At 43.9% G+C, this 24500-nt stretch carries 23 protein-coding genes; 10 read left to right on the top strand and 13 right to left on the bottom strand.

Features of this window, described 5'->3' with window-relative positions:
* Positions 1 to 162 precede the first annotated feature (162 nt).
* Positions 163 to 900 carry an oxygen-insensitive NADPH nitroreductase gene (nfsA, locus tag M3I01_RS01840; protein WP_255893863.1) on the top strand — a complete coding sequence of 246 codons (738 nt, stop codon included), beginning with the start codon at positions 163 to 165 and terminating at the stop codon, positions 898 to 900.
* Positions 901 to 1046: 146 nt separating this feature from the next.
* Here the strand turns inward: nfsA and M3I01_RS01835 are convergent, their stop codons facing one another.
* A complete protein-coding gene (locus tag M3I01_RS01835; protein ID WP_255893862.1) occupies positions 1047 to 1997 on the bottom strand; it encodes a LysR family transcriptional regulator in 951 nt (316 codons plus the stop codon).
* 169 nt (positions 1998 to 2166) lie between these two features.
* On the opposite strand from M3I01_RS01835, the gene M3I01_RS01830 reads away from it, so the two are divergent.
* The gene (locus M3I01_RS01830; RefSeq protein ID WP_255893861.1) at positions 2167 to 2823 is read left to right on the top strand and encodes a nitroreductase family protein; all 657 of its coding nucleotides are present in this window, start codon (positions 2167 to 2169) and stop codon (positions 2821 to 2823) included.
* A gap of 112 nt (positions 2824 to 2935) precedes the next feature.
* Here the strand turns inward: M3I01_RS01830 and M3I01_RS01825 are convergent, their stop codons facing one another.
* The 4 genes from M3I01_RS01825 to M3I01_RS01810 form a co-directional block, all read right to left on the bottom strand.
* The gene (locus tag M3I01_RS01825; protein WP_255893860.1) at positions 2936 to 3472 is read right to left on the bottom strand and encodes a DUF924 family protein; all 537 of its coding nucleotides are present in this window, start codon (positions 3470 to 3472) and stop codon (positions 2936 to 2938) included.
* A 77-nt stretch (positions 3473 to 3549) separates the two neighbouring features.
* The gene (locus M3I01_RS01820) at positions 3550 to 4086 is read right to left on the bottom strand and encodes a cysteine hydrolase family protein (RefSeq protein ID WP_255893859.1); all 537 of its coding nucleotides are present in this window, start codon (positions 4084 to 4086) and stop codon (positions 3550 to 3552) included.
* 17 nt (positions 4087 to 4103) lie between these two features.
* On the bottom strand, positions 4104 to 4340 hold the full coding sequence (locus tag M3I01_RS01815; RefSeq protein WP_255893857.1) for a DUF2442 domain-containing protein: 237 nt from the start codon (positions 4338 to 4340) through the stop codon (positions 4104 to 4106).
* 9 nt (positions 4341 to 4349) lie between these two features.
* Entirely contained in the window at positions 4350 to 4619 is a 270-nt protein-coding gene (locus M3I01_RS01810) for a DUF4160 domain-containing protein (protein ID WP_255893856.1), read from the bottom strand.
* A gap of 126 nt (positions 4620 to 4745) precedes the next feature.
* Here M3I01_RS01810 and M3I01_RS01805 point away from each other — a divergent pair, with 126 nt between their 5' ends.
* Entirely contained in the window at positions 4746 to 8471 is a 3726-nt protein-coding gene (locus M3I01_RS01805; RefSeq protein WP_255893855.1) for an SIR2 family protein, read from the top strand.
* A 16-nt stretch (positions 8472 to 8487) separates the two neighbouring features.
* Here the strand turns inward: M3I01_RS01805 and nadS are convergent, their stop codons facing one another.
* The 5 genes from nadS to hutU form a co-directional block, all read right to left on the bottom strand.
* Positions 8488 to 8778: a NadS family protein gene (nadS, locus tag M3I01_RS01800; protein WP_255893854.1), complete on the bottom strand. Its 291-nt coding sequence runs from the start codon at positions 8776 to 8778 to the stop codon at positions 8488 to 8490.
* A 233-nt stretch (positions 8779 to 9011) separates the two neighbouring features.
* Positions 9012 to 9827, bottom strand: a complete 816-nt coding sequence (gene hutG, locus M3I01_RS01795; RefSeq protein WP_255893853.1) for an N-formylglutamate deformylase — start codon at positions 9825 to 9827, stop codon at positions 9012 to 9014.
* The gene (gene hutI, locus M3I01_RS01790; protein WP_255893852.1) at positions 9827 to 11062 is read right to left on the bottom strand and encodes an imidazolonepropionase; all 1236 of its coding nucleotides are present in this window, start codon (positions 11060 to 11062) and stop codon (positions 9827 to 9829) included. The genes hutG and hutI overlap by 1 nt, the downstream gene beginning before the upstream one ends.
* Positions 11063 to 11143: 81 nt before the next feature.
* Entirely contained in the window at positions 11144 to 12682 is a 1539-nt protein-coding gene (gene hutH, locus M3I01_RS01785) for a histidine ammonia-lyase (RefSeq protein WP_255893851.1), read from the bottom strand.
* Between the two features lie 66 nt (positions 12683 to 12748).
* Positions 12749 to 14446, bottom strand: coding sequence for a urocanate hydratase (hutU, locus tag M3I01_RS01780; protein ID WP_255893850.1), 1698 nt, complete (start codon positions 14444 to 14446; stop codon positions 12749 to 12751).
* Between the two features lie 322 nt (positions 14447 to 14768).
* Here hutU and M3I01_RS01775 point away from each other — a divergent pair, with 322 nt between their 5' ends.
* Together M3I01_RS01775 and M3I01_RS01770 are read left to right on the top strand one after the other, a co-directional pair.
* Entirely contained in the window at positions 14769 to 16178 is a 1410-nt protein-coding gene (locus M3I01_RS01775; protein WP_255893849.1) for a formimidoylglutamate deiminase, read from the top strand.
* Positions 16168 to 16779, top strand: coding sequence for a HutD/Ves family protein (locus tag M3I01_RS01770; RefSeq protein WP_255893848.1), 612 nt, complete (start codon positions 16168 to 16170; stop codon positions 16777 to 16779). Before M3I01_RS01775 ends, M3I01_RS01770 begins: the two co-directional genes overlap by 11 nt.
* Here the strand turns inward: M3I01_RS01770 and hutC are convergent.
* A complete protein-coding gene (gene hutC / locus M3I01_RS01765; protein WP_255893847.1) occupies positions 16756 to 17511 on the bottom strand; it encodes a histidine utilization repressor in 756 nt (251 codons plus the stop codon). The two genes, M3I01_RS01770 and hutC, sit on opposite strands and share 24 nt — an antisense overlap.
* 85 nt (positions 17512 to 17596) lie before the next feature.
* Positions 17597 to 18256: a cytochrome b/b6 domain-containing protein gene (locus M3I01_RS01760; RefSeq protein WP_255893846.1), complete on the bottom strand. Its 660-nt coding sequence runs from the start codon at positions 18254 to 18256 to the stop codon at positions 17597 to 17599.
* Between the two features lie 182 nt (positions 18257 to 18438).
* On the opposite strand from M3I01_RS01760, the gene M3I01_RS01755 reads away from it, so the two are divergent.
* The 3 genes from M3I01_RS01755 (at position 18439) to pepQ (ending at position 21145) form a co-directional block, all read left to right on the top strand.
* Positions 18439 to 19470 (top strand): SRPBCC family protein, encoded by a 1032-nt coding sequence (locus M3I01_RS01755; protein ID WP_255893845.1) that lies wholly within the window; start codon positions 18439 to 18441, stop codon positions 19468 to 19470.
* A 61-nt stretch (positions 19471 to 19531) separates the two neighbouring features.
* Positions 19532 to 19738 carry a hypothetical protein gene (locus M3I01_RS01750; protein WP_255893844.1) on the top strand — a complete coding sequence of 69 codons (207 nt, stop codon included), beginning with the start codon at positions 19532 to 19534 and terminating at the stop codon, positions 19736 to 19738.
* Positions 19739 to 19855: 117 nt separating this feature from the next.
* Positions 19856 to 21145 carry a Xaa-Pro dipeptidase gene (pepQ, locus tag M3I01_RS01745; protein WP_275564886.1) on the top strand — a complete coding sequence of 430 codons (1290 nt, stop codon included), beginning with the start codon at positions 19856 to 19858 and terminating at the stop codon, positions 21143 to 21145.
* A gap of 150 nt (positions 21146 to 21295) precedes the next feature.
* Here the strand turns inward: pepQ and aroQ are convergent, their stop codons facing one another.
* Complete coding sequence (gene aroQ / locus M3I01_RS01740; RefSeq protein WP_275564885.1) at positions 21296 to 21748, bottom strand: type II 3-dehydroquinate dehydratase; 453 nt, start codon at positions 21746 to 21748, stop codon at positions 21296 to 21298.
* Positions 21749 to 22142: 394 nt separating this feature from the next.
* On the opposite strand from aroQ, the gene M3I01_RS01735 reads away from it, so the two are divergent.
* Together M3I01_RS01735 and M3I01_RS01730 are read left to right on the top strand one after the other, a co-directional pair.
* The gene (locus tag M3I01_RS01735; protein WP_255893839.1) at positions 22143 to 23357 is read left to right on the top strand and encodes a LysR family transcriptional regulator; all 1215 of its coding nucleotides are present in this window, start codon (positions 22143 to 22145) and stop codon (positions 23355 to 23357) included.
* A 153-nt stretch (positions 23358 to 23510) separates the two neighbouring features.
* Entirely contained in the window at positions 23511 to 24458 is a 948-nt protein-coding gene (locus M3I01_RS01730; protein ID WP_255893838.1) for a Gfo/Idh/MocA family oxidoreductase, read from the top strand.
* Positions 24459 to 24500 lie beyond the last annotated feature (42 nt).

Genomic DNA, 24500 nt, shown 5'->3' with positions numbered 1-24500 from the left:
TGCATGTAATGCTTTATTAAGTCTATAAAACAACAGGTTGAAATAGCATTTTGTACAGAGTCTAGCCTTTATTCCCTCACTCACACTTCCCATTAATCCATTTTGACCCATCGTCACTAAGCCACTACTATCTACACATTCTATATTCAAAAGCGATTTTTCATGAACCCAATTCTTCAAGCACAAAGCACACACAAATCCATTCGCCAATACACAGACAAAACCATTGATGACACTTTACTCAAGCAGCTTATTCAATGTGCGCAAGGTGCTGCATCATCTAGCTTTATTCAGGCGTACTCCATTGTTCAAGTCACCAACAAAGCAAACCGCGCAAAAATCGCCACTCTCGCAGGCGGGCAAAAATGGGTAGAATCCGCAGCAGAATTCCTCATTATTTGCGCCGATCTTACTCGTGTTGAACTGTGCAGTTTAGAACAAGGATTAGGGGAATTAGAAGGCAACGCAGAACATTTTATTGCGGCGACAACCGATGCGACATTTATGGCGCAAAACCTGATGCTAGGCGCCGAATCTGTTGGGCTAGGCGCTGTATTTATTGGCGGTATTCGTAACGATCCAGCACAAGTGGCCGAGCTATTACACTTACCTAAGCAGGTTTATCCTGTTTTTGGACTTTGCCTTGGTTACCCAGACGCTCAACCCGACTTGAAACCACGTTTGCCTGTCGATGTAATCTTGCATAAAGATCATTATGACAGTAGTCGTTGTGCTGAAGACGTCAACGCTTACGACGCTCAAATGCAAGCCTATTATCAAAGCCGCGGCAACAATCAAAAAACCAGCAATTGGTCAGAGCAAACCGCCGGCGCTGTACAGAAAAAGAAACGCGAACACATGCTAAGCTTCCTGCAAAAACAAGGTTTCTTAAAGCGTTAATGCGTTTAAAATACTCAACTAGATCATTTAAAAATAAAGACTGCGTCTTCTTACTTCCTGATGGTAACGGCGACTTTCTCCCCAAAAGACAGACAGTCAAATGGGTTTCGATCTTTTAGGTTTCTCTTTTAGGTTTCTCTTTTTGATTAAGATAAGGCTATATCTTCTAGCACGCCTGCATCAATAAAACCTTTTTCTACGAGCTGTGACAAAAGCATTTTTGTCCGCTCTCTAAACATATCCCGTAATAGGCGAACCGTTGGCGTGATGGATTGCCGACTCGGGCAAACCAACCAGAGCTCGCCTATATCCACTTTATAATTCTGCATTAAAGGCACCAGACGACCTGTCAGTAAATCACTCGCGATGTCTAATGAAGACTTTATCGCCACGCCTTTTCCAGCCACGCACCAGCGGCGTACAAGGTCTCCATCGTTCGCTGCGCAATAGGCTTTTGGCTTAATCTTGTAGGTATTATTCGCATCAGAAAATCGCCACGTATCGTTTAAAATATCCTGTAACTGATAAAAAAGGCCTTGATGATGCGTTAAGTCTTTGGGGTGCTGAGGCGTACTATGTTGTTCAAGGTACTCAGGGCTAGCGGCAAGAATACGCGGTACATTACAAATTTTGAAGCCATACAAATTTGAATCTGCGGGCGGACCATAGCGCAACGCCATATCCAGTGCATCACGATAAAAATCAATATTACTGTCACTAATATGTGCTCTTAACGTCACCTGTGGGTGCAAGCTCATAAACTCATCAATCCAAGGAATGGCAATGTTCCGTCCTAAATCTGACGACACAGCAAGGCGTATTTCTCCGCTAACGTCATCCGAATCGGTCAATATCGTTTGCTTGGCTTGATCCAACATAGAAAGCGCCGCCGTACATTGCGGTAAATAACGCTCACCTGCGCTGGAGAGCCGAAGGTGCCGCGTGGTTCGTACAAATAGCTCCACGCCTAACGCCGACTCTATACGCTTAACCGCCGCACTGGCGGTGGCCACTTGCATGTCTAAATGCGTCGCCGCTGCCGTAATACTGCGAAACTCGGCCACCTTTAATACGACTTGAAGATCATCGAGCTGCATTATCTGTCCCTAAGAAAGTAAATCACCAATCTATTATCAAATATTATTTGATAATAATTCAATCAAAACCTTGTTCTTCATTTAATAAAAACTCGTTACTATAGCGCCATCAATGTCAGCGCTACTTACTTTAGTCGCGCCAAGCATTTAACCCTTTATGGAAATAAACATGTCACATCAGATTATTGCAGACCTAGAAAAGCGCCACACGGTAAAACACTACGATGCGTCTAAACGTATCTCAACAGTCGATTTAGAGGTTATTTACCAAACCTTGCGCCTATCGCCTTCTTCGATTAACTCTCAGCCTTGGAAATTCATCGTGATTGAAAGCGACGAAGCCAAACAACGCTTCCACGATACGTTTGCAAACAAGTTTCAGTTCAACCAAAAGCACGCCAAAGATGCATCACACATCATCTTATTTGCTCACAAAACCCATTACAAACGTGAGGACTACGCAAAAGTTGTAGACAAAGGCATTGAGGATGGTCGCACCAAGCTTGAAAACAGAGAGCAAGCATTTGGCGGTTTTGTTTTTGCAGAGATGAACATGGATGATAACGGCAACAACGCGGCGTGGACTAAGTCCCAAGTCTACATCGCCCTTGGCAACGTCATGCACACCGCAGCTCGTCTTGGCATAGACTCCACGCCAATGGAAGGTGTTGATCCAGAGCTCATCGGCGAAGCTTTCCAAGCACAACTTGAAGGCTACCAATGCGACGTAGCACTCGCCATGGGCTACAACGACGTCACTGAAGACTATAACGCTGCGTTACCAAAATCACGTCTAGCGTTAGAAAACATAATGACAGTCTTGTAACCAATGAGTTAAAAACTCAAACACGCGTTACAAACAAGAAAAACTAAAAAAAGAGCACGCCATGAAAATGGCGTGCTCTTTTTTATGACACGTAGGAGGACAGAACTTTTTCCTAAAAACTCGAATTGGGCTCTTGCAAAAAAGCCAACTCTTCCGCTGACGATGTCCGCCCCAAGATGGCATTTCTATGTGGATAACGACCAAAACGATCCACAATTTTTTTGTGTTTTAACTCAAACTCCAATGTATTAGACGTTTCCAACGTCGTAAACAAAACCACCGCCATCTCATGTATTAACGCGGATTCACTGTGCATAAACGGCATATACAAAAAGCTTCGTTCTGGTGACGACAACGCCTGATCAAATCCTTTATCAATGGCCGTTTGCGCCAGCGCCAAAGCCATCGGATCCGCTGCAAATGATTCAGCTTGATCACGATAAAGATTACGAGAAAATTGATCGAGCACAATAATCTCAGCCAACGCCCCTTGCGCCGTATCACGCCAAGAGAATAACTCTCCTTGAATCGCTTGCTGATGAAGCGCACCGAATCGAATTTGTATGTTTTTGTCGAAATCGAGGTCTTTTTGAAACCATTTTTTGGGCTCAATCTCGTTAAACCAAAAATCTAAAACGTCTTGATACATAAGCTCCGCCAAAAAATGAATGAATTAAAAAGTATAGCTGGTTGTGTTGTTTTGAAAGGCAAGCAGACCAAAAACGACTAAAGAGACATTAGCTCATCCGCCATGATGGCCGCTATTTTAACCCCAAAACTTGATATATTTGGCAGAGTCGCATTATGATGAGCGCGGATCTGTTCTGCACTGGCATGAGGTTTATCGTGCGTTGTGTGCGCATCCGACACCAACTCAACCGAATAGCCCAATCCCGCAGCGCGCCTTACCGTCGTATCCACACAAAATTCGGAGGCATAACCACAAACAATCAAATGCTCAACGTCGTTTTCTTTTAACAAGGCATCAAGATCAGTGCGCAAAAAAGAATCCGGCGTCGTCTTGCGTATAAATTCATCACCCTCTTCTACCTTTAAACCCGCTTGTAACTGCCAACCAGCAGAGCCAAACTCAATCTCAGAGCCCGCTTTTTCATGCTGTACATGAATCACGACAACATCATTAGCACGCGCCCAAGACGTGAAACGGTTTATCCGCTCAACCACAAGATCCGCCTCAAAAGGACGAGGAACAGGGTCGAATAATATACTTTGTACATCAATGATTAGAATGGCGGATTTCATTATTTCTCTTTCCAAACCTATTGGGGGGAGCTTAATAAGTATAAGGTATCTTTACTGAAGTCCTGCTCATGAGGCCATTGAATCCCACCAAACGCCACGGAAACCTGCTTAAAATAACTCTCATCTTTCAATTCTTGAAAAATACCTTTGTCAAGAAAGGAAGACACATCAAACACACGAACATCACCATTCTCAAACGTGAGTTTGAGGAGATGCTTATTCATTGCTTTTACATGAGTGACTTTTGGATTCATAGGGCACACTTATTTAAGGGGGTCTATTTTAAAAACTGATTCGCCGTTAGTAGCAAGTTCCCAATCAGCAATCAATTCATCCTTATGTATTTCAACCCAAGCATCAACCAATTTTTGCTTCGGTTTAGGTAAGGATCCTTCCAGTACGAACCCGTCTCTAATATCAATCACAGCTTCACTATCTTGATAATACACATGAATATGTGGGCTTTTATGCTTTTGGTTATCAAAATAGTACATTCGTACTATGATCCCATAGAACATTGAAATGGTTGGCATAACTGTCTTCCTTGACATGATTAAGCTTTATCGTGAATGGTACTTTAACATCACGAACACAAAGACGTAAAAGTCTTTAGTTGACGATACAATCTATATTGAACCAATTTTCTAGGAAGTACTTAAATGCGCTTTTATGCTGATGGACCAAATATACCGGATCAACTACTTGAGTTACGAGACCAAGGAAAGGTTGTCTTTTTCTGTGGAGCCGGCGTTTCAAGAAATGAAGGTTTAGATGATTTTGTGCAGCTGACTCAAGCGGTATTAGATCATTTTGATCCACCGGTAAATTTTAATTCTTATCAAACATTCTATTCAAACAAAAAAGAACACGGCATTGCCATACTAGATCAAGTATTTTACTTTCTACATCAAGAGTTTGGGGTTAATGAAGTAAACCAAGTTGTCGCAGAACGCCTTTCCTCAGACAAAAAAATAGCAAAAAGCCATCAGAATATTTTACGCATTTCAAGTAACCTTGATGGCATTCCTCAAGTTGTAACTACCAACTTTGACCATCTTTTTGAGTTATACACTTCTGTCTCTACTCCCACATATGAAGCGCCATCATTGCCTAATTTAGCTTTAACGGGCTCTGTTTCAGGTATCACATATCTACATGGAAAATTGAAATCGCCTCAAGATGAAAATCATGACTACATTCTTAGCAGCGCTGATTTTGGCAGAGCCTATTTATCACAAGCTTGGGCTACCGAGTTTGTTCGATCATTACTAGAAAACTTCACTGTTGTGCTGCTTGGTTATCAGGCAGAAGATCCGCCAATAAAATACTTATTACAAGGTTTACATCACAACAACACGGTAAAACAACACTCAATCTATGCACTCGATGTAGAGGGAAATAACACCCAATCAAAGTGGCGTGATAAAGGTGTTATACCAATACCTTGCAATGGTATTCCTGAACTATGGAGTTCTATAGAAGCATGGGCAGAACGAGCCGACAACCCACGCGATTGGCGCACAAAAACATTAGATCTCGCTACTAAAAAACCTCAAGACCTAGAAGCATTTGAGCGTGGTCAAGTTGCTCATATTGTCCATACGACAGCGGGTGCAAAAGCATTCTCAACTCAAAAGCCTACACCACCTCCTGAGTGGCTTTGTGTTTTTGATCCAAAATGTCGAATGGCTGCAGTTGCTAAAAATTTTACGGAAAATACAACTTTCGATCCATCTGAAGCTTACGGTTTAGACGGCGATCCTGCTCGCGAGGAAATAAAGTCGAAGCGTATAAAGATTGACGAAGAAAAAAATTTACTGCATTGGAATACGGGAGATATCAAACATACTCGACCACTAAACCTTACAGATTCTTATCAAGATATACCAAACCGGTTATTTGCATTGGCACAATGGATAACCTTTATCATAGACAGCCCAATTACGGTTTGGTGGGTTCTCAAACAAGATAAAGTGCATTCGTACTTATTAGACATGCTCATTTCAGCTGTTAACAGAAACGACTCTTTAGAAGAAAAAGCTAAGCAATTCTGGAATCTAGCATTCACTTACCACAAACGTCAGTACTTCTTAAACAGTGAAATAGACTCTAAATTCGAATTACTAGACCGCATAAAAAAGAATGATTGGCCTGATACAGTATTACGAGAATTCGAGGCACTAACAACCCCCTACATAAGCATTGAACAACCCATAGGATTAGCAAGAGCTAATCCACCAAAAAATAACTGGGTAGAAATTCACCCTTATGATTTAGCTGAATGGAAAATTAAAGGGATTGATATTGATCCTGAAAAGCTCAATATTCCGGCAGAGGTTCTTCCTACTGTTTTTCGTATATTAGAAACACAACTCATAAAACAAGATTCTCTACGCCATGTCGTTTCGGAATTTAGATCAAGTTCTCCTACTTGTTATAGAGAGAGGGAAGTAAAAGGTCGTTCGTATGACGGAGACGAGCTGTTCAACTTATTCTTGGCTGTTTTTAAACAACTGATTCAAGAGAACCCCCTTCTCGCCAAAAGCCATGTACTTACTTGGCCAACCAATCATTCGGAATGCTTTGAATTGTTAAAACTCTTCGCCATAAATCAAAAAACATTATTCACTCCTGAGGAAGCCTTTGATTATTTAATGGCTTTAGATGATCAGGAGTTTTGGGATACAAACGTGTGCAGAGAATTGCTGTTTCTCATTATGGATCGGTATTCTGAACTATCCGAGTCACAACAAAAAAAATTGATAGATAAATTGTTTAGTGGCCCAAAGATCAATCCAGAAAACGGTATGACCGTGGAAAAAGTAACTAGAGCCACTTGCCGATATATACGGCGCTTACAATTAGGTGGCGTTAAAATCAATTCAATACAACAGGAAAAATTTGAGGAATTAAGTAGTACTCTTCCCGACTGGTCTGATGAATGGGCGCAGCATATAACACAAATCGATAACGGAGGAAGCTATCATGTATCGACTGATGAATCAGCTGGACCGTTAGAAAAAGCACCTATTTATTCTATCGCAGATCTTGCGATAAAGGTGGGGACCCGAGACATAGGTGAACGAGTAGAAATAAAGCCGTTCATAGGACTTGTAAAAAAATCACCAAGGAAAGCTCTACTCGCTTTAGGAGCAAAACGCAAACAGAACGAGTTCCCATTCGAACTCTGGGAACAACTAATTAAATATATTTCTGTAGATATCGCACCTAGAGAAATGCGTTTTTTCTTAGCACGTGTTTCTACATTGCCTGTTACTGTTTTAAAAAAGCACTCCTATTCATTAACACAATGGATGGAAAAACAAAGGTCTTTTTTAATTGCTAACCACCCTGAACTATTTTGGTATCTTTTTGACCAGATTACCAACGCTATTCGATGTAAAGAATCAAATAAAACACGATACGAATCAGCTAAGTCTTTTCCAGCAAGCAACTTATCAGGGGGGATATTAGCTGAAATTCTTTTAAAATTAATCGACTCGTTACATTTAGAGCAGCCCCAGCGTATACCAGACAATATTAAGTTGAGATTACATAACTTACTTAATTTATCACCAGCTATATCAAACCGAGTCATTTGTGAGGTTACAGAAAACCTTTATTGGGTCAGTAATATTGATCCCGAATGGGTTCATCAAAATATCATCTGCTACTTTCAACTGGATGAACCTCAAGCCCCGGCTGCATGGAAGGGGTACATCGGATCTAACAAACTATGGCTAAATAAGGCTTGTTCACAGAAGATCTACCCATTGATAATTACGCTTTTCCCAACAATATATGGCAACGAATGGGATAAAAACCTGTCTAATAGAGCAGCCGTGATTTTGGTTGAACTGACACTAAATGGCATAGAAGAAGACTGGAAAGTTAGTTTCGACGATATGCGTCGTTGCTTAAGACATATGACACTAAAAAATATTCAAAATGTCATCAGTCGTTTAAAACAAATAGGTCAAAATGATTCATCAGACTGGGAAAAAAAGGTTATTCCATTTATTAAGCAAGCATGGCCAAAAGAAAAAAACTACCAGAAGCCAGAAATGACAACAAACTGGCTTTATCTCTTAGCTACAACAGGCGTGTATTTTCCTAGTGTATTAAACGCAGTTAGCCCATTCCTAAAACCTATTCAAGGCTTTAGTATTCCTCTAACCTCATTTTATCGGAGTAAAGATGGAACACCATTGGCTCAACTTTTCCCCAAAGATACGTTAGACCTTTTAGACAAGCTAATAATGGATACACCGAACATCATTCCTTATGAAGTACCAAAAATGCTCGATATCATTACTGAGTCAGACCCACCACTCCTGAACAGTGCAAAATACAAACGCTTGATAGCTATTATTGAGGGCGGTTAACGTATCGTTTGAATCACTAACCATACAGCGCTTTTAACGCATACTCTGGATTAGCATCAACGATTTTAAGCAAGGCTCGTGCTGGTCCCGTTGGGTGACGGCGGCCTTGTTCCCAGTTTTCTAAAGTACGCTTACTGACACCAAGCAGGTTAGCAAAACGACTTTGACTTAAACCTGTTTTGGTGCGAATTGCCTTTACTTCTGGGTCTGCAAATTCAGTGATTTTAGCTGCTGCGCTTTGGCCTTTTATAATGCTATCGGCTTGTTGCACGCTTTCAAGTAGCTCATTAAACATCTCGTCATTCATAATAATCACCTTTCAACCATTACCAAAACATCACTAAAACATCACTAAAACATCACCAAACTATACGCCATTGGCGTAATTTGTCGATTGATAATTAAACAGCAATAAATAACCGCGGAAGATACTCCATTGCACTATCGTCAAGACAAATGAGGCTAGATATTGTATTACAAAAAAATCCCCATGCCGTTTTTACGACATGGGGATTCTTAAACGCTAGCAATCAACGAGGGTTAAAAAGAAACGTGCAGACAGGCTTCTATGACGTCCTTCAATTGTTGCTGGATGAAAGCGCGTTTGCTGTCATCGAGTTGATACTCTGACTGTTTAGCGAGTTCGTCATTTAAGTAGGTTGCTTGAGAAAGCTCAAGCTGGATGGCGTGAATACCGTCGCTTGGTTGACCAAAGTGGCGGGTAATGTAGCCACCTTTAAAACGCCCGTTTAAGACTTGCGTGTAGTTTGGTCGCATGATTTGCGTGACCGCATTCGCAATGGCCACATCACAGGATTCACCGGCATTGGTGCCCCAGTTAAAATCTGGCAAGGTGCCGTCGAACAACATAGGTACTTGTGCGGCGATGCTGTGCGCATCGAATAAGATTGCGTAGCCAAATTTGGCTTTTAAACGCGCCAGCTCTTGCTCTATTGTCGAGTGATAAGGTGTCCAAATCTGTTCTTTACACAACGCTTTATGTTCGTCGCTTGGTGCTTTTCCGTCTACAAAAACCGGACTGTCTTCAAACAAAATGTCCGGAAACAAGCCCGTGGTTTTTGTTGTATAAAGGGGTTTGTCGTCATAAGGTCGATTTAGATCGATGACATAACGAGAGTAGTTCGCTTTGATAAAGCCCACACCCAGCGACTCTAGAAAGTCATAAAGTTCAGGAATATACCAATCTGTGTCAGGTAACTTTTTAGCTTGATCAGACAAACCGGCTTGCACATCGGCAGTCAGGTTTAATCCCGAATGCGGCATGCTAACCAATAAAGGCGAATCCCCTTGACGAAATTCGAATGCGGGTACAGTTAATGAGGCCTGCGTTGCCATTATGCTTTTTCCCCTTGATGTTCTTCACCATGATAAACGCGATGTTTGACTAGGTTGCCGCCTAACCAATAACTTAGCTCACTTGGACTTTCTACGTCCCAGCAAACAAAGTCCGCGGTTTTACCGACTTCCAAACTACCATGAGTATCGCCCATTCCCAGCGCTTTTGCTGCATGAATTGTCGCGCCAGCAAGCGCTTCTTCTGGCGTTAAGCCGAATAAGGTGCAAGACATGTTCATCATCAGGCGTAACGACAACGCCGGAGACGTCCCAGGGTTCGCATCCGTCGCAATGGCCATAGGAACACCGTATTGACGAAGCAAAGCAATCGGCGGGCGCTGCGTTTCTTTCAGAGTGAAAAATGCTCCCGGTAATAACACTGCCACTGTGTCAGATTCCGCCATAGCTTTCACGTCTGACTCTTCAATAAATTCAATGTGATCCGCCGACAAGGCGCTGAAAGATGCCGCCATGCGAGTTCCGCCTAGGGAAGAAAGCTGTTCTGCATGTATTTTCACCGGTAAGCCTAGCGACTTGGCGGTTTGAAAATACCGCTCAACTTGCTCTGTGCTAAACGCAATGCCTTCGCAAAACGCATCCACCGCGTCCGCCATTCCTAGCGCAGCAACTTTCGGTAATACCGTGTCACACAAAAAATCGATGTAAGCGTCTTTGTTATCAAATTCCGGCGGCATAGCATGAGCCGCTAAACACGTACGTTTGACCGTCACGGGAAATTGATTTTCCAATTCTGTCGCCACGCGGAGCATTTTTAGTTCGCTGTCGAGCGACAAACCGTAGCCCGATTTAATTTCAATGGTAGTGACACCGTCTGCCATCAAGCTTTTTAGACGACGTGACGCACTGGCGATCAACTCCGCTTCACTGGCATTGCGCGTCGCGCTGACTGACGAAGCAATGCCGCCGCCTTGTTTGGCAATATCTTGATAACTCACGCCATTCAAACGCTGCTCGAATTCTCCCGCTCTATTACCGCCAAATACTAAATGGGTGTGGCAATCAATCAAGCCGGGCGTAATCCAACCGCCACCTAAATCATGCTCTTGCTGAGCCTGATAAGCCGGTAAATGGCTGGCGTCACCAATCCAAACAATACGCCCCTCTAACACGCCTATGGCGGCGTTTTCGATCACACTGTAATGGCCATTTTTCATGGTCGCCACATGTGCTCCACGCCAAAGACTGTCTAGCATTATTGGAGTTTCGTTTGTCATACCTTTCCTTTATAAAAGCCCACGATTAAAAAAGGGCAGTTCTAAAAGAACTGCCCTTATAACTCGTTCTGATAAAACCGATTAAACCACTAAACTTGGCAACAAGCCTACTGGCATCGTCTCGTTATGAACCGCTTCCAACAATAACTCATTGGCTTTTTCAATGTCAGTCGCGAAATAACGGTCTTTGTCATAGAAAGGCACACGAGCACGCAAAGTCGCACGCGCATTTTCCAGACGTTTAGTTGATTTCAACGGCTTACGGAAATCCAAGCCTTGTACCGCAGACAGAATCTCTACCGCCAAGATACCACGTGTGTTTTCTGCCATGTCTTTTAAACGACGTGCCGCAAAGGTTGCCATAGAAACGTGATCTTCTTGGTTTGCTGACGTTGGTAAGCTGTCGACTGATGCAGGGTGCGCGTAGCTTTTGTTTTCACTCGCCAATGCAGCAGCCGTTACTTGGGCAATCATGAAGCCAGAGTTCACTCCACCGTTGTCCACTAAGAAAGGCGGTAATTTGCTTAGGTTCGTGTCGATCAATAACGCCATACGACGCTCAGACAAACTGCCAATTTCAGCAATCGCCAAGGCCAGATTATCTGCCGCCATCGCAACGGGCTCTGCGTGGAAGTTTCCACCTGAAAGAATGTCGCCTTCGGCCGCAAACACCAATGGGTTATCAGAAACTGAGTTAGCTTCGATACACAAAACACTAGACGTGCTGCGAATTTGCTCTAAACATGCACCCATTACTTGTGGCTGACAACGCAGTGAGTAAGGATCTTGAACTTTTTCACAATTCTGATGAGAATCGCCCAATTCACTAGTTTCGCCCAGGAAGTGACGATAAGCCGCCGCCGCGTCGATTTGCGTTTGATGTCCACGAACCTCATGGATACGGGCATCAAACGGGCTACGGCTACCCAATGCGGCTTCAACAGACAAAGAACCACACACAATGGCAGAGGCAAACAAATCTTCCGCTTCAAACAAACCTTCTAACGCGAATGCCGTTGACGCTTGCGTCCCGTTTAGCAACGCCAAACCTTCTTTTGGTGCCAAGGTAATTGGCTCAAGACCGGCGATAGACAACGCCGCTAGACCAGAAATCACTTCACCACGGTAACGCGCTTTCCCTTCACCTAATAAAATCGTACTCATGTGAGCCAAAGGCGCCAAATCGCCAGATGCGCCAACCGAGCCTTTTTTAGGGATGCATGGATACACTTCTTTGTTGATTAGCGTTAACAAGGCTTGAATTACTTCTAAGCGAATACCGGAAAAACCACGCGCTAGACTGTTGACCTTCAATGCCATGATCAGCTTAACGGTTTTGTCTTCCATCAAAGCACCAATGCCTGCGGCATGCGATAACACGATACTACGCTGCAATTCGTCCAAATCTTCTGGAGCGATACGCGTATTCGCTAACAAACCAAAGCCCGTGTTAATACCGTAAACTGTACGGTTTTCTGCAATCACATCATTCACGACTTGGGTGCTGGCATGGATCGCTGGAAACACGGCTTCGTCTAGGCTTAGCTTAACTTTGCGGCGACTGATTTGACGCAATTCGTTTAGGGTCAATTGGCCCGGTTTAATCATTAATTCAAACATTATATTCTCTCTAATTTGAATGCGATGTTCTGCAATAGTATTTTTAAATTTGTTATCTACTGACGTTTATTTGGTTTGATTGCCCGTGATCATTGGCAAATTCAACCCCTGCTCTTTCGCACAATCTATAGCAATATCATAACCTGCATCGGCATGACGCATCACGCCGGTCGCTGGATCATTATGAAGAACACGTGCAATACGCTCTGCCGCATCGTCGCTGCCATCACAAACAATGACCATGCCTGAGTGTTGTGAAAAGCCCATGCCTACGCCGCCGCCGTGGTGCAAAGACACCCACGTCGCGCCAGACGCGGTGTTCAATAATGCGTTCAATAATGGCCAATCGGATACCGCATCGGAACCGTCTTGCATGCCTTCTGTTTCACGGTTTGGACTTGCAACAGAGCCTGAGTCTAGGTGGTCACGACCAATCACAATCGGGGCAGATAATTCGCCGCTGCGAACCATCTCGTTAAAAGCCAGACCAAGTTTCGCACGCTGACCAAGACCAACCCAACAAATACGCGCTGGCAAACCTTGGAACTGAATACGCTCACGCGCCATGTCCAACCAATGATGCAAGTGCGCATCGTCTGCGATCACTTCTTTTACTTTCGCGTCAGTTTTATAAATGTCTTCTGGATCGCCAGACAAAGCCACCCAACGGAATGGACCAATACCACGACAGAAAAGCGGACGAATATAAGCCGGTACAAAACCTGGGAAATCAAACGCATTTTCAACGCCTTCTTCCATCGCCATTTGACGAATGTTGTTGCCGTAGTCAAAAGTAGGGATGCCCATTTTTTGGAAATCTAACATGGCTTGAACGTGCTTTGCCATGGATTGCTTCGCCGCTGTAACGATTTCTTTTGGCTGAGTTTGTGCTTTTTCTCGGTACTCTTCCCAGCTCATTCCGCTTGGCAGGTAACCGTTTAAAGGATCGTGTGCAGAAGTTTGGTCTGTCACCATATCTGGACGAATACCACGCTTAACCATTTCTGGCAAAATATCAGCGGCGTTGCCACACAAGGCAATCGAAACCGCTTCGCCTGCGTCTGTGTATTTTTTGATGCGAGCCAGTGCATCGTCTAAGTCAGTCGCTTGCTCATCCACGTAGCGGGTTTTCAAACGGAAGTCGATGCGGCTTTGCTGACATTCAATGTTCAATGAACACGCACCTGCAAGTGTTGCTGCCAATGGCTGAGCACCACCCATTCCACCAAGACCAGCGGTTAATACCCAACGACCCGCCAGTTTACCGTCGTAATGTTGACGACCGGCTTCGACGAAGGTTTCGTACGTACCTTGAACAATGCCTTGGCTACCGATGTAGATCCAAGAGCCCGCTGTCATTTGGCCATACATCGCCAAACCTTTTGCGTCTAGCTCGTTAAAATGTTCCCAGTTCGCCCAATGTGGCACTAAGTTTGAGTTGGCGATCAAGACACGTGGCGCATTGCTGTGGGTTTTGAAAACACCCACTGGCTTACCTGATTGCACTAATAACGTTTCGTCGTCTTCTAATTCTTTTAGAGACTCAACAATTTTGTCATAACTTTCCCAATCTCGCGCCGCACGGCCAATACCACCGTAAACCACCAATTCTTCTGGGTTTTCTGCTACTTCAGGGTCGAGGTTGTTCATCAGCATACGCATTGGCGCTTCGGTGAACCAAGATTTTGCGGTCAGTGTTGTTCCTGTCGCGGCTTTTACTTCACCAGCACGGAATCGTTTTTGAGCAATCGTTTGTTTTGTCATCTTCTCTACCTTAGTAATGAGCCTTAGTAAAAAGCCTTAGTAAAAAGCCTTAAAAATTACGTCGTTTTAAAATCAAATGTATATACAACTAACTCAAAGATAAAATCTTACTTTTTTAGATGCAAGGATTTTTTTAAAAAACTCTCACTTGGTTGCCCATAAAAAAGCGAATCTAGAGGAATTAACAAGTATAAAAACCATATAAAACAATGGCTAGATTAAGGCATAGGCTGTATTCAAGAAAAAACGATAAAAACCAACTTGTATATACAATATATTATCTATTACACTGAAATCATTCAAATCGACCTAGGAATGACTTGTGACTCGTCTTAACCCATCGAATTTAGACACTCAATATTATTTCGCTGAACGCGCCTTGCTTGCTTCTGGCTGGGCCAGCAATGTGCTTTTTTCGGTGAAAGACGGCCAGTTCCATTCTATTGAGGCTGACAGTACGCCAACAACCGATAGCCACCAGCTATCCGGCCCTGTTCTACCAACCATAGCCAACGTTCATTCTCATGCCTTCCAGAGAGTGATGGCGGGCGCCGCAGAAGTCAGCCTGAACCCAAACGACAGCTTCTGGAGCTGGCGTGATTTGATGTATAAAATTGTACAGAAGCTCACACCTGACGATGCTCGTATTATTGCGACTCAGCTTTATATAGACATGCTCAAAGCCGGTTACAGCCAAGTGGGTGAGTTTCATTATTTACACCACGACATTGGTGGTCATCAATATGGCCAGCTTGGCGAAATGTCGAAGCAAATGATCGCTGCAGCAGATGAGTCTGGCATTGGTCTAACCTTGCTGCCTGTGCTGTATTCTCATTCTGGCTTTGGTGGACAAGCCCCAAATGCTGGTCAAGCGCGCTTTATTAATTCAACTGACTCCTACTTAGCACTGCATCAAGAATGCGCTCGTCAGTTAGTAAATCATCCCCGCCATCAGCTTGGTATTTGCTTTCACTCTTTACGTGCTGTGACAAAACCACAAATCGAAACCGTGTTAGCAGCATTAGATACTCCCTTAACTAAAAATAGTCCCATTCATATTCATATTGCCGAGCAGCAGAAAGAAGTCAAAGACTGTATAAACTGGAGTGGGCAACGCCCTGTCGAGTGGTTAAATAATGAAATTGGTTTGAACGATCGCTGGTGCTTGGTTCACGCCACACATCTTGATGACAAAGAGTTACACGCCATCGCCACCAGCAATGCCATTGCCGGTTTATGCCCAACCACAGAAGCCAACTTAGGCGACGGTATTTTTCCTGCCGTTGAATTTGAAAAAGCCAATGGACGCTGGGGCATTGGCTCCGATAGCCATGTGAGCCTGTCCATTGTTGAAGAATTACGCACTCTCGAATACGGCCAACGCCTGCGCGATCAGCAACGTAACCGACTGCATCGCCCTGATCAAAATAGCATTGGCGACAACCTCTTTCAGCAAGCCCTTCTTGGTGGCAATCAAGCCTGCGACGTGTCACTTGGATTGGCGCAAGGAAACCGTGCTGACTTTATGGTGTTGGACGATTCGAATCCTTTTGTCGCGGCGAGTGAGTCCAAAGATCTACTCAATCGCTGGTTATTTGCCACGAATGACAACGTGATAAAAGACGTTTTCGTCGCGGGTGAGCACACCATCAATAACTTCAAACATGCACACGACGAAGCCAGCCGTCATGCGTTTACTCAAGTCATCAAAAAGGTGATGTATGACGTTTAATACCGATTCGAATTATCATCTCACTACACAAAACGACTACAAACGTATGCCGTGGAAAAATGGGTTAGGTGAAACCCTAGAAATTTATCTAAGCGAAGACGAAAGCGGACAGCGTTATCGCATCAGCCAAGCGGCGGTTAAAGACAACGGCGTATTTTCAAATTTTGACGGACTGCATCGCACCTTGGTGTTACTCAGTGGTCAAGGCATGCAGCTTAGTCATAAAAGTATCAAAGGAAATGTCGCGGAACATGACTTGAAATCACCGTTGGACATGGCCCGATTCGCCGGCGGTGACGAAACCCTCGCCACGTTACACAATGGCAGCATCGAAGATTTGAACATCATGGTGCGTGAAACGGATACAAAAGCAAACGTTAGTGCTTGTTTCGCACCGTTTGACTGGGAAGTTAAAAGCCATAAAAACCGCTTATTAACGGCTTTTTATGCGAATCAAACTTGCACAATTAGTGTGAACGAAACAGAAAACATGGTGTTAGAACAAAACAGTTTTTTAAATATTAAACAGAACGAAACGCTGTGTTTAATCGAAGGTAACGGGGTTTTTATCGAGGTTTTATCGACCAAAGTGGCCGAATAACTGAAAACGTGAACCTGGGTGTAATAATCGAGCGGCGGTGACAATGTCGTTTCCTGCCCAGGTGCGGCGTTGAATCTGCAAACATGGCTCTGTTGACGTAACTTGCAATCGCTCACACTCTTGTGGCGTCGGCAACACCGCCTCCACCAAATGCTCGCCTTCTGTCATGGGTGCTACGCGCATTAAATATTCGTAAGAGGTTTGAGTTGAAAAGTCTTGTTCCTCGTATTCTGGGGCCAAGCTTGCGTTAACCACACGCTCTTCAATTTGGATCGGTAAATCATTTTCATAGTGCAAAACCACTGAACGAAAAATACTGTGGTTGGTGCGAACCCCCAGCATCATGGCTTCTTCTACGGTGGCTTTCGCCGATTCAAGCACTAACAATTCGGAACGATGTTTATGACCGCGAGCGGCGATTTCCTCCGCTATGTTATGTACTTCGAACAACGCAGAGTGGGCTTTTTTCTCAGCAACAAACGTACCTAAACCTTGATGACGAACCAAAAAACCTTCCGCTGTTAATTCCCGCAACGCGCGATTTACCGTCATCCGGCTCACCCCTAACGCTTTAACAAATTCAGATTCCGATGGAACTCGCTGATTAACTTCCCACACGCTTGATGATATTTTTTGCGAAATCGCCTGCTTTAACTTGGCGTAAATCGGCTGAGGCACATCGGGTAAATCATCAAATAAGTGGGTTAATCTAGATACAATCGGTTCAGACACAAGGTATTCCATGGCTTATAGGTAAAAATGATTTCTATTGTGAGTCAGTCATGGGAAACAATCAACTCGTCTATACAACAAAGCGTTAGATTGGAACCATCCATAGCGCAGCCAACCAAGAAAGTCCCATAAGCAAGGAGAATACGACGCCCCAACGCGGTGTTTTTACCACCACAGGCGCTGTATTGGGGCTTTTTTTACGACCATATATCATCGCGCTGACAAGACGCTCTTTTAAACAAAGCTCATGATAAAGCACGGCTAAAACATGCAGCGCAACCAAACCAAGCAATATATTCGGTAAAAAGCGATGAATAGATGCCAACTGCTCGGCGAGTGTTTCAGGGATCAGTGAATAAAAAGGCCCATATGTAAACACTTCATCACTGTTAAAAAGACCTGTTCCCCACTGCACACTCATCGCGACCAAAAGAGCCACTACCATCAGCGCCCCCATAGGGTTATGACCTAAGTAGTGTCTAGGCTTACCTTTTAAAAGGGTTTTCAAATAGCGGATGACGATACTCGGCCCCTTAACAAACTGCCGAAAACGAGCGTAATAAGAGCCATAAAAACCATACAAAACACGCGCAATAATAACGGCAGACAAGCCATAACCCATGTAGAAATGGTATTGCAGATAATCTTCTTCAGATTTTCCAGTAAGGATCAAACCAGTGAACAGCAACACCATCAACCAATGACTGATACGAATAGGCCAATCCCATACTAATGTTGATCTCATCTTAGTCGTCCTCTCATGTTCTCATTGGGTATGTAGAATAGGTTGATAATAAACACTCGCTTGCTAAAGAGTGACATTAAACATTATGCTGTGAAAAGCAACATTCTCTTTCGCTATTCGGCTTAGCGACAAGATAAACAGGCTTTTCAATACATCATAAACTCGTGAAGGATAAGACAAATATGATCGTTATATTACTGCTAATAATGATTTTTGGCCTTGCTCTACTGTCTTATTTATTGTTGTTTAACGGCCGTTTTTTTAGCCGACAAAGCGCCGTTATCGAAGCGTCCATCGACGTTATAGCAGAGGACCTAAGCGACCTAAGCAATTGGCCTAACTGGCTTCCTTGGCTGATGTTTGAACCTGATGCCGAGGTAACATACGAATACCTCAATTCTGGGATTCTGTCTGTATTACCGTCTTGTTTGGTCTGGCGCGGGGCTCTGATTAAAGAAGGGTATATATCATTGGAGCCTGCGCGATCCAGCGCCCATTATTTTCATACTTTATTGGAAGCGCCCGCGTTTTACCCAAGTGACGTTCATTTTAATATCAACTTAACGAAGCAAAAAAAACGCACTTCCGTCACAATTCAAATAACCGGAAAATTGCCCTTTTTTAAACGCTGGAAACAAGGTAATTACCGAATTAGAGCCAATAAAGACGCTGAATTAGCGCTGTTAAAAGTATTGGCATACCTGAGTAAGTACAACACAACGTCTGACCATGATTACAAAGCGCCCTCCTTTGAATGGCTCGCAAAAACGACGTTAGAAACAGTAGATGCCGTTACTCGACCTTTTGTTGTAAGCAACCAACCCATGTCGCAAAAAATGGATCAAGGCTTCCACGATCTACTCACTGACCTAGGCCCAGAGAACCCACCTGCCGGTCCCAGTTTTGCGCTGTATAAAAAAGTAGACCTTGCACACCACTATTTTTCAGGTCGATTAGGCATTCCTGTGCAAAATTTAGTACCTTGCCCGCTATGCCCTGAACGCATTGTATTGCACGGCCACTATCTGCACTTGCGTTATGTTGGTAGCTACCAGCACTTATCTTTGGCGTGGCATGTTTTATACAGTTTCATGAGATTACACAAACTTAAAGTCCATCGCCGGCGCTATGGCGTTGAAACGTTTGAAGTTGGACCATTACAGACCAACAGTTCGAAAGACTTTGTCACATTAGTGTGTTTGCCCATCAAATAATTGGCTTAACCCTCGTTTTATGGGAGAGTCTGACTTTAAGTATTCATAAGGAAAGCAAACCGTGTTTACCTCTCCCGGCGTTATGCAACTCGTTGATAGTCTGATCCGAATCGTTATGACCATCGCTTTTTTCTATACGTTTAAAGCCTTTTTAGACGTACAGAATGATTTGTTACTCGCGTTCGGCTCAGTACTTTGCTCATTCCTCGTATTTAGAGGGTGTGTGTTTATCTTCAATAAATGGGTAGCGAAAAAAAGCCGTTCTTAATTTCTTAGTATTTAGCGTATCCTAATGACTTTCATTCCCCCGAAAAAACGCTGCGCAGATTGAACGGACACAACGCTGCGCTCTAGCCAACCATTTTGGATAAATATGAGATCTTCTATGACCACACTTTATCAAAAACATCTTGCGGTTCTCATCAACCGCTATGAAGACACCATGGTACATTTTGGCCTCGATGCCATTGTTTTAGCTTCAGGGGAAAAAAGTTATTATTTTCAGGATGACCATACACATCCTTTTCAAGCCTATTCAGGTGCGCAACAATGGTTGCCTTTTACAATAGGCGCAGAAACCTACATTTTGCTACAAACAGGTAAAAAACCAACGCTTGTTTGGCCCGTTCGTGACGATTTTTGGCACGCCCCAAATCCTGTTCCCAGCGGTGAGTGGCAACAAGATTGGAATATTTCGTTGGCAAAAAAAACCGACAAATGGTTCGCTGACTTGCCAAAAAATGTGGCTTGGCTTGGCCCACAACCAATGACATTTGCCGTTCCTTGCGAGGGATTAAAAGCCTATGTGGATTTTGCTAAAGCGGTCAAAACGCCTTTTGAAATCCAAGCAATGCGACAAGCGAACCTGCGCGGTGCAACGGGCCATATGGCCGCAAAAGAAGCATTTTTAGCCGGTATGAGCGAACTTGAAATCCACCTCGCCTTTTTGCAAGCCAGTCAACAAACTGCAGCCCAAGAACCTTATCCCGGCATTGTCGGTTTAAATGAACACGCCGCGGTGCTGCATTATGAACACAAAGCCATCGAAAAAATGGCGAACGCTCGCACCTTATTGATCGATGCTGGCGCCAACGAACACGGCTATGCCAGTGACATCACTCGGACTTTTGTACGTCATGATGACGACTTTAGCGCCTTGGTGAATGACCTTGATACAATGGAACAAAAGCTTTGTCGCAGTGCGATGGCTGGTGTGTCTTTTCGAGACCTACATAAAGACACCTTAGCAGGCATTGCAACCCTACTTCACGATCATAAAATTTGTACTTTAAGCGTGGAAGAACAGTTAGCCAAACGTATCCCTCAGGTGTTCTTTCCTCATGGTTTGGGTCATTTGCTTGGCTTGCAGGTTCACGATGTGGGCGGCCATCAAGTTGATCAATCCGGTACACTAAGCTTACCAAACGACGATGCGCCTTTCTTAAGACTCACCAAAACCTTAGAAAAAGACATGGTGATCACGATTGAACCGGGGCTGTATTTCATTCCTATGTTGCTTGATAAAATGCAGGCCAACATAAAAGGTCACGGCTGCGATATGACGCGCATTCAACAATTCATGCCCTATGGTGGAATACGAATTGAAGACAATGTGGTCGTCAAAAACGATTTACCGGAAAATTTAACCCGCGACGCGTTTACCAACATAAGCTAAAACGGTTCACATTTTGATCACCCAGATTAAATAGCAGTGATGCTTACATTCGCGCCAATATTGACTCAAATGTAAGCAAAAAAATACCGAGCGGCCTATTTGTTAAATAGATCCTCGGTATTTTTTTATCTATCAATATAAAAGCGAAAATTACGCTTTTACTTTGTGCACCAAACCTTGAATACCCAATACATAACCTTGTACGCCCATGCCCACGACAATACCAGCAGCGGCAGAAGATATATAAGAATGATGACGAAACGACTCTCGCGCATGGACATTAGAAATATGAACTTCGATCACGGGCACCTCTGCGCCTTTAATCGCATCATGTAAAGCAATCGATGTATGAGTATAAGCGCCTGGATTAAAGACAACGCCCAGTACCTCCCCGGTTTTTATTCGACGACCCGCTTCATGAATTAAATCTATCAACACGCCTTCGTGATTCGATTGATGGCATTCCACATCATGACCTAACGACACCGCTGCTTCACGGCACATTACCTCCACATCCGCCAAAGTCTCGTAACCATAGGTTGCTGGCTCACGTGTCCCCAGTAAATTTAAATTCGGACCGTTTAACACCATAATGGTAGACATACACACTCCTAAATTGATCAAACTAAATATGTTATTCACGACGCCCTAAGCTATAAAACGCGGCAATAATCCTAATGTCAGAAACGATATCATAATTGTGACCAATAACGTGCTGGTACAAACACAAACACCGCATTTGTCACCTTCATCACAAACAGTGAGATAAGTACTGAACATTATCATGGCGAAAAACATCATTACCTCGTGTTTAACTCACCAATAGATCTGGGTCATTACCAATGCCTTCCATTTGAAAAATAGAAGGCATAATTTCTTAAACAACACTAAACATAGTGTTTTATAGACCTCATATCATAGGTAACAAAGAGTCCGCGTTTTATTTTTATTTATTCAGTATTCATTTTTGATATAGTTGAAAAAAACAGGAGGTCTTATGGAAATTGCTATTCCAAATTTACGGCATTTGCGTGTATTTCTTGCCGTTGCGGAGTTAAAGAGTATTACCCGCGCTTCCGAGAACATTTTTTTATCGCAGCCGGCCATCACTCAAGCCATTGCTAAACTAGAAGGGTTACTTGGCGCCCCTCTCTTTGAGCGTCATTCAGACGGCATGTATCCCACTCCATCGGGTGAGGTATGGCAAAGACGGGTGAGCAGAGCGATAGATTACATTCAGACCGCGACTCAAGAAATAGTAAAAGACAACACACAAAAAGAGCGCATTCCGAAAAATCTGGTGGCCTTGATCAGTACAACGCAGTTAAGAGCGTTTGTCGCTGTGAGCGAAGTACAAAACTTTAGTATTGCAAGCCGAAACCTAGCCGTTTCTCAGTCTGCAGTGCATCGTGCTGCGCGGGACTTAGAAAGGTTGCTAGGGGTGATGCTGTTCGAGAAAAGCAGCCTAGGCACCCGCGCAACAAAAGCGGCTCAAACGCTATCAAAGGCAACCAAGCTTGCTTTCAGCGAATTACGCCAAGGTGTTTATGAAATCAACGCCTTACAGTTTAAAGACGTCAGTACTATTACCATTGGTAGCATGCCCCTGGCTCGTATGACCATTTTGCCTAAATCCATTTTGCAGTTTAACGAGCGCCATCCTGATGTAAATATCAATGTCACCGAAGGCCCTTACGCCGATTTACTTCATCATCTTCGCCAAGGAGATATCGATATTATCTTAGGCGCGCTACGTCACCCTTCTCCTGCTGATGACGTAGTCCAAGAAGAGTTATGGGCGCCACCACTGTCCGTTGTGGCTCGTAAAGACCATCCATTAATGGCAAAAAGTGTTATTAGTGCACAAGATCTCGCCGAGTTTGCTTGGGTGGTACCGGCCACAGGTACGCCAACTCGGCGGGCTTTTGAAAGCATTTTTAACGACGCTGATGTTTCTCAGCCAACACGATTGGTTGAATCCAGCTCACAAATACTGATTCGTGAACTGTTGATAGAAAGTGACCGACTGACATTGATTTCAGCGCACCAAGTAGAGCGTGAAATCAATATTGAATTATTAACGGTTCTCCACTTTCCATTAGAGCACACACGTCGCCCAATCGGCCTTTGTGTGCGAAAAAGCTGGCTTCCAACCGTGACTCAATCCCATTTCCTTAGTCTATTAAGAGAGATTTCTGAGCGTTTCCGGTGACATATCAACATACTCTATTGCAAAAAATGAATGGCTAATGCGGTTTATGGATTATCCTCACGCTATTGTGAATGTTAGATTTGCGATCACTATAAAACTAGAAGGCACATAAGCCCTCTTACAATAAACACTCGCACTTCTAGGAGTAGATCAATGAGAATTTGTATTGCTGGTGCATCTGGCGCTTTCGGCATGAAACACATGGACGCCATTGCGGCTATTGAAGGCGCCAAGGTTGTTTCTGTCGTCGGCACTAAAATCGACGCTATTAAAGCCTTTGCTGAAGACCGAGGCGTTCTTCACTACACAACTGACCTCGCTGAAAGTCTTGCCCGTGACGATGTGGATGCGGTGATCTTAGCCACTCCGACTCAAATGCACGCGGCACAAACGATCCAATGCCTTGAAGCGGGTAAACATGTCATGTCTGAAATCCCCATGGCAGACAACATTGAAGACGCTCGTAAAGTGGTTGAAGTACAGAAGAAAACGGGTCTAGTTGCCATGGCGGGTCACACTCGCCGTTTCAACCCGTCTCATCAGTGGATTCATAACAAGATCGAAGCCGGTGAATTGACCGTTCAACAAATGGACGTACAAACGTATTTTTTCCGTCGTTCAAACAAAAACGCTCTTGGCAAAGCGCGCTCTTGGACTGACCATTTACTATGGCACCATGCTTGTCACACTGTGGACTTATTCCAGTACCAAACAGGCGAAACGGCGAGTAAAGTACAAGCATTACAAGGTCCAATTCATCCAGATCTTGGTATTGCATTAGACATGAGTATTGGCATGAAAGTGCCTAATGGTGCGATTTGCACGCTGTCTCTGTCGTTTAACAACGACGGTCCATTCGGAACCTTCTTCCGTTATATTTGCGACAATGGAACCTATACCGCACGTTATGATGATTTATATGATGGCAACGAAAATAAAATCGATCTAACGGGTGTTGCGGTTTCAAACAACGGTATTGAACTGCAAGATAGAGAGTTTATTGCAGCGATCCAAGAAGGCCGTGCGCCAAACTCTTGCGTAACTCAAGCCATTGAAGCGATGGAAACTTTACATCGCTTAGAGGAATGCCTAGAGGCATAATCTGAGTACAATAAAATTCAAACAGGGAGCCGAGGCTCCCTG

Origin of the sequence: Marinomonas maritima, assembly GCF_024435075.2 — a bacterium.
GTDB classification, from domain to species: domain Bacteria; phylum Pseudomonadota; class Gammaproteobacteria; order Pseudomonadales; family Marinomonadaceae; genus Marinomonas; species Marinomonas maritima.
The sequence above is the reverse complement of the archived record's forward strand: the minus strand, read 5'-3'. Positions and strand labels throughout refer to the sequence as shown.

Coding starts and splice junctions, on each gene's coding strand:
- nfsA (WP_255893863.1), top strand. CDS start 163: ATGAACCCAATTCTTCAAGCACAAAGCACACACAAATCCATTCGCCAA.
- M3I01_RS01835 (WP_255893862.1), bottom strand. CDS start 1,997: ATGCAGCTCGATGATCTTCAAGTCGTATTAAAGGTGGCCGAGTTTCGC.
- M3I01_RS01830 (WP_255893861.1), top strand. CDS start 2,167: ATGTCACATCAGATTATTGCAGACCTAGAAAAGCGCCACACGGTAAAA.
- M3I01_RS01825 (WP_255893860.1), bottom strand. CDS start 3,472: ATGTATCAAGACGTTTTAGATTTTTGGTTTAACGAGATTGAGCCCAAA.
- M3I01_RS01820 (WP_255893859.1), bottom strand. CDS start 4,086: ATGAAATCCGCCATTCTAATCATTGATGTACAAAGTATATTATTCGAC.
- M3I01_RS01815 (WP_255893857.1), bottom strand. CDS start 4,340: ATGAATCCAAAAGTCACTCATGTAAAAGCAATGAATAAGCATCTCCTC.
- M3I01_RS01810 (WP_255893856.1), bottom strand. CDS start 4,619: ATGCCAACCATTTCAATGTTCTATGGGATCATAGTACGAATGTACTAT.
- M3I01_RS01805 (WP_255893855.1), top strand. CDS start 4,746: ATGCGCTTTTATGCTGATGGACCAAATATACCGGATCAACTACTTGAG.
- nadS (WP_255893854.1), bottom strand. CDS start 8,778: ATGAATGACGAGATGTTTAATGAGCTACTTGAAAGCGTGCAACAAGCC.
- hutG (WP_255893853.1), bottom strand. CDS start 9,827: ATGGCAACGCAGGCCTCATTAACTGTACCCGCATTCGAATTTCGTCAA.
- hutI (WP_255893852.1), bottom strand. CDS start 11,062: ATGACAAACGAAACTCCAATAATGCTAGACAGTCTTTGGCGTGGAGCA.
- hutH (WP_255893851.1), bottom strand. CDS start 12,682: ATGTTTGAATTAATGATTAAACCGGGCCAATTGACCCTAAACGAATTG.
- hutU (WP_255893850.1), bottom strand. CDS start 14,446: ATGACAAAACAAACGATTGCTCAAAAACGATTCCGTGCTGGTGAAGTA.
- M3I01_RS01770 (WP_255893848.1), top strand. CDS start 16,168: ATGACGTTTAATACCGATTCGAATTATCATCTCACTACACAAAACGAC.
- M3I01_RS01760 (WP_255893846.1), bottom strand. CDS start 18,256: ATGAGATCAACATTAGTATGGGATTGGCCTATTCGTATCAGTCATTGG.
- M3I01_RS01755 (WP_255893845.1), top strand. CDS start 18,439: ATGATCGTTATATTACTGCTAATAATGATTTTTGGCCTTGCTCTACTG.
- pepQ (WP_275564886.1), top strand. CDS start 19,856: ATGACCACACTTTATCAAAAACATCTTGCGGTTCTCATCAACCGCTAT.
- aroQ (WP_275564885.1), bottom strand. CDS start 21,748: ATGTCTACCATTATGGTGTTAAACGGTCCGAATTTAAATTTACTGGGG.
- M3I01_RS01735 (WP_255893839.1), top strand. CDS start 22,143: ATGGAAATTGCTATTCCAAATTTACGGCATTTGCGTGTATTTCTTGCC.
- M3I01_RS01730 (WP_255893838.1), top strand. CDS start 23,511: ATGAGAATTTGTATTGCTGGTGCATCTGGCGCTTTCGGCATGAAACAC.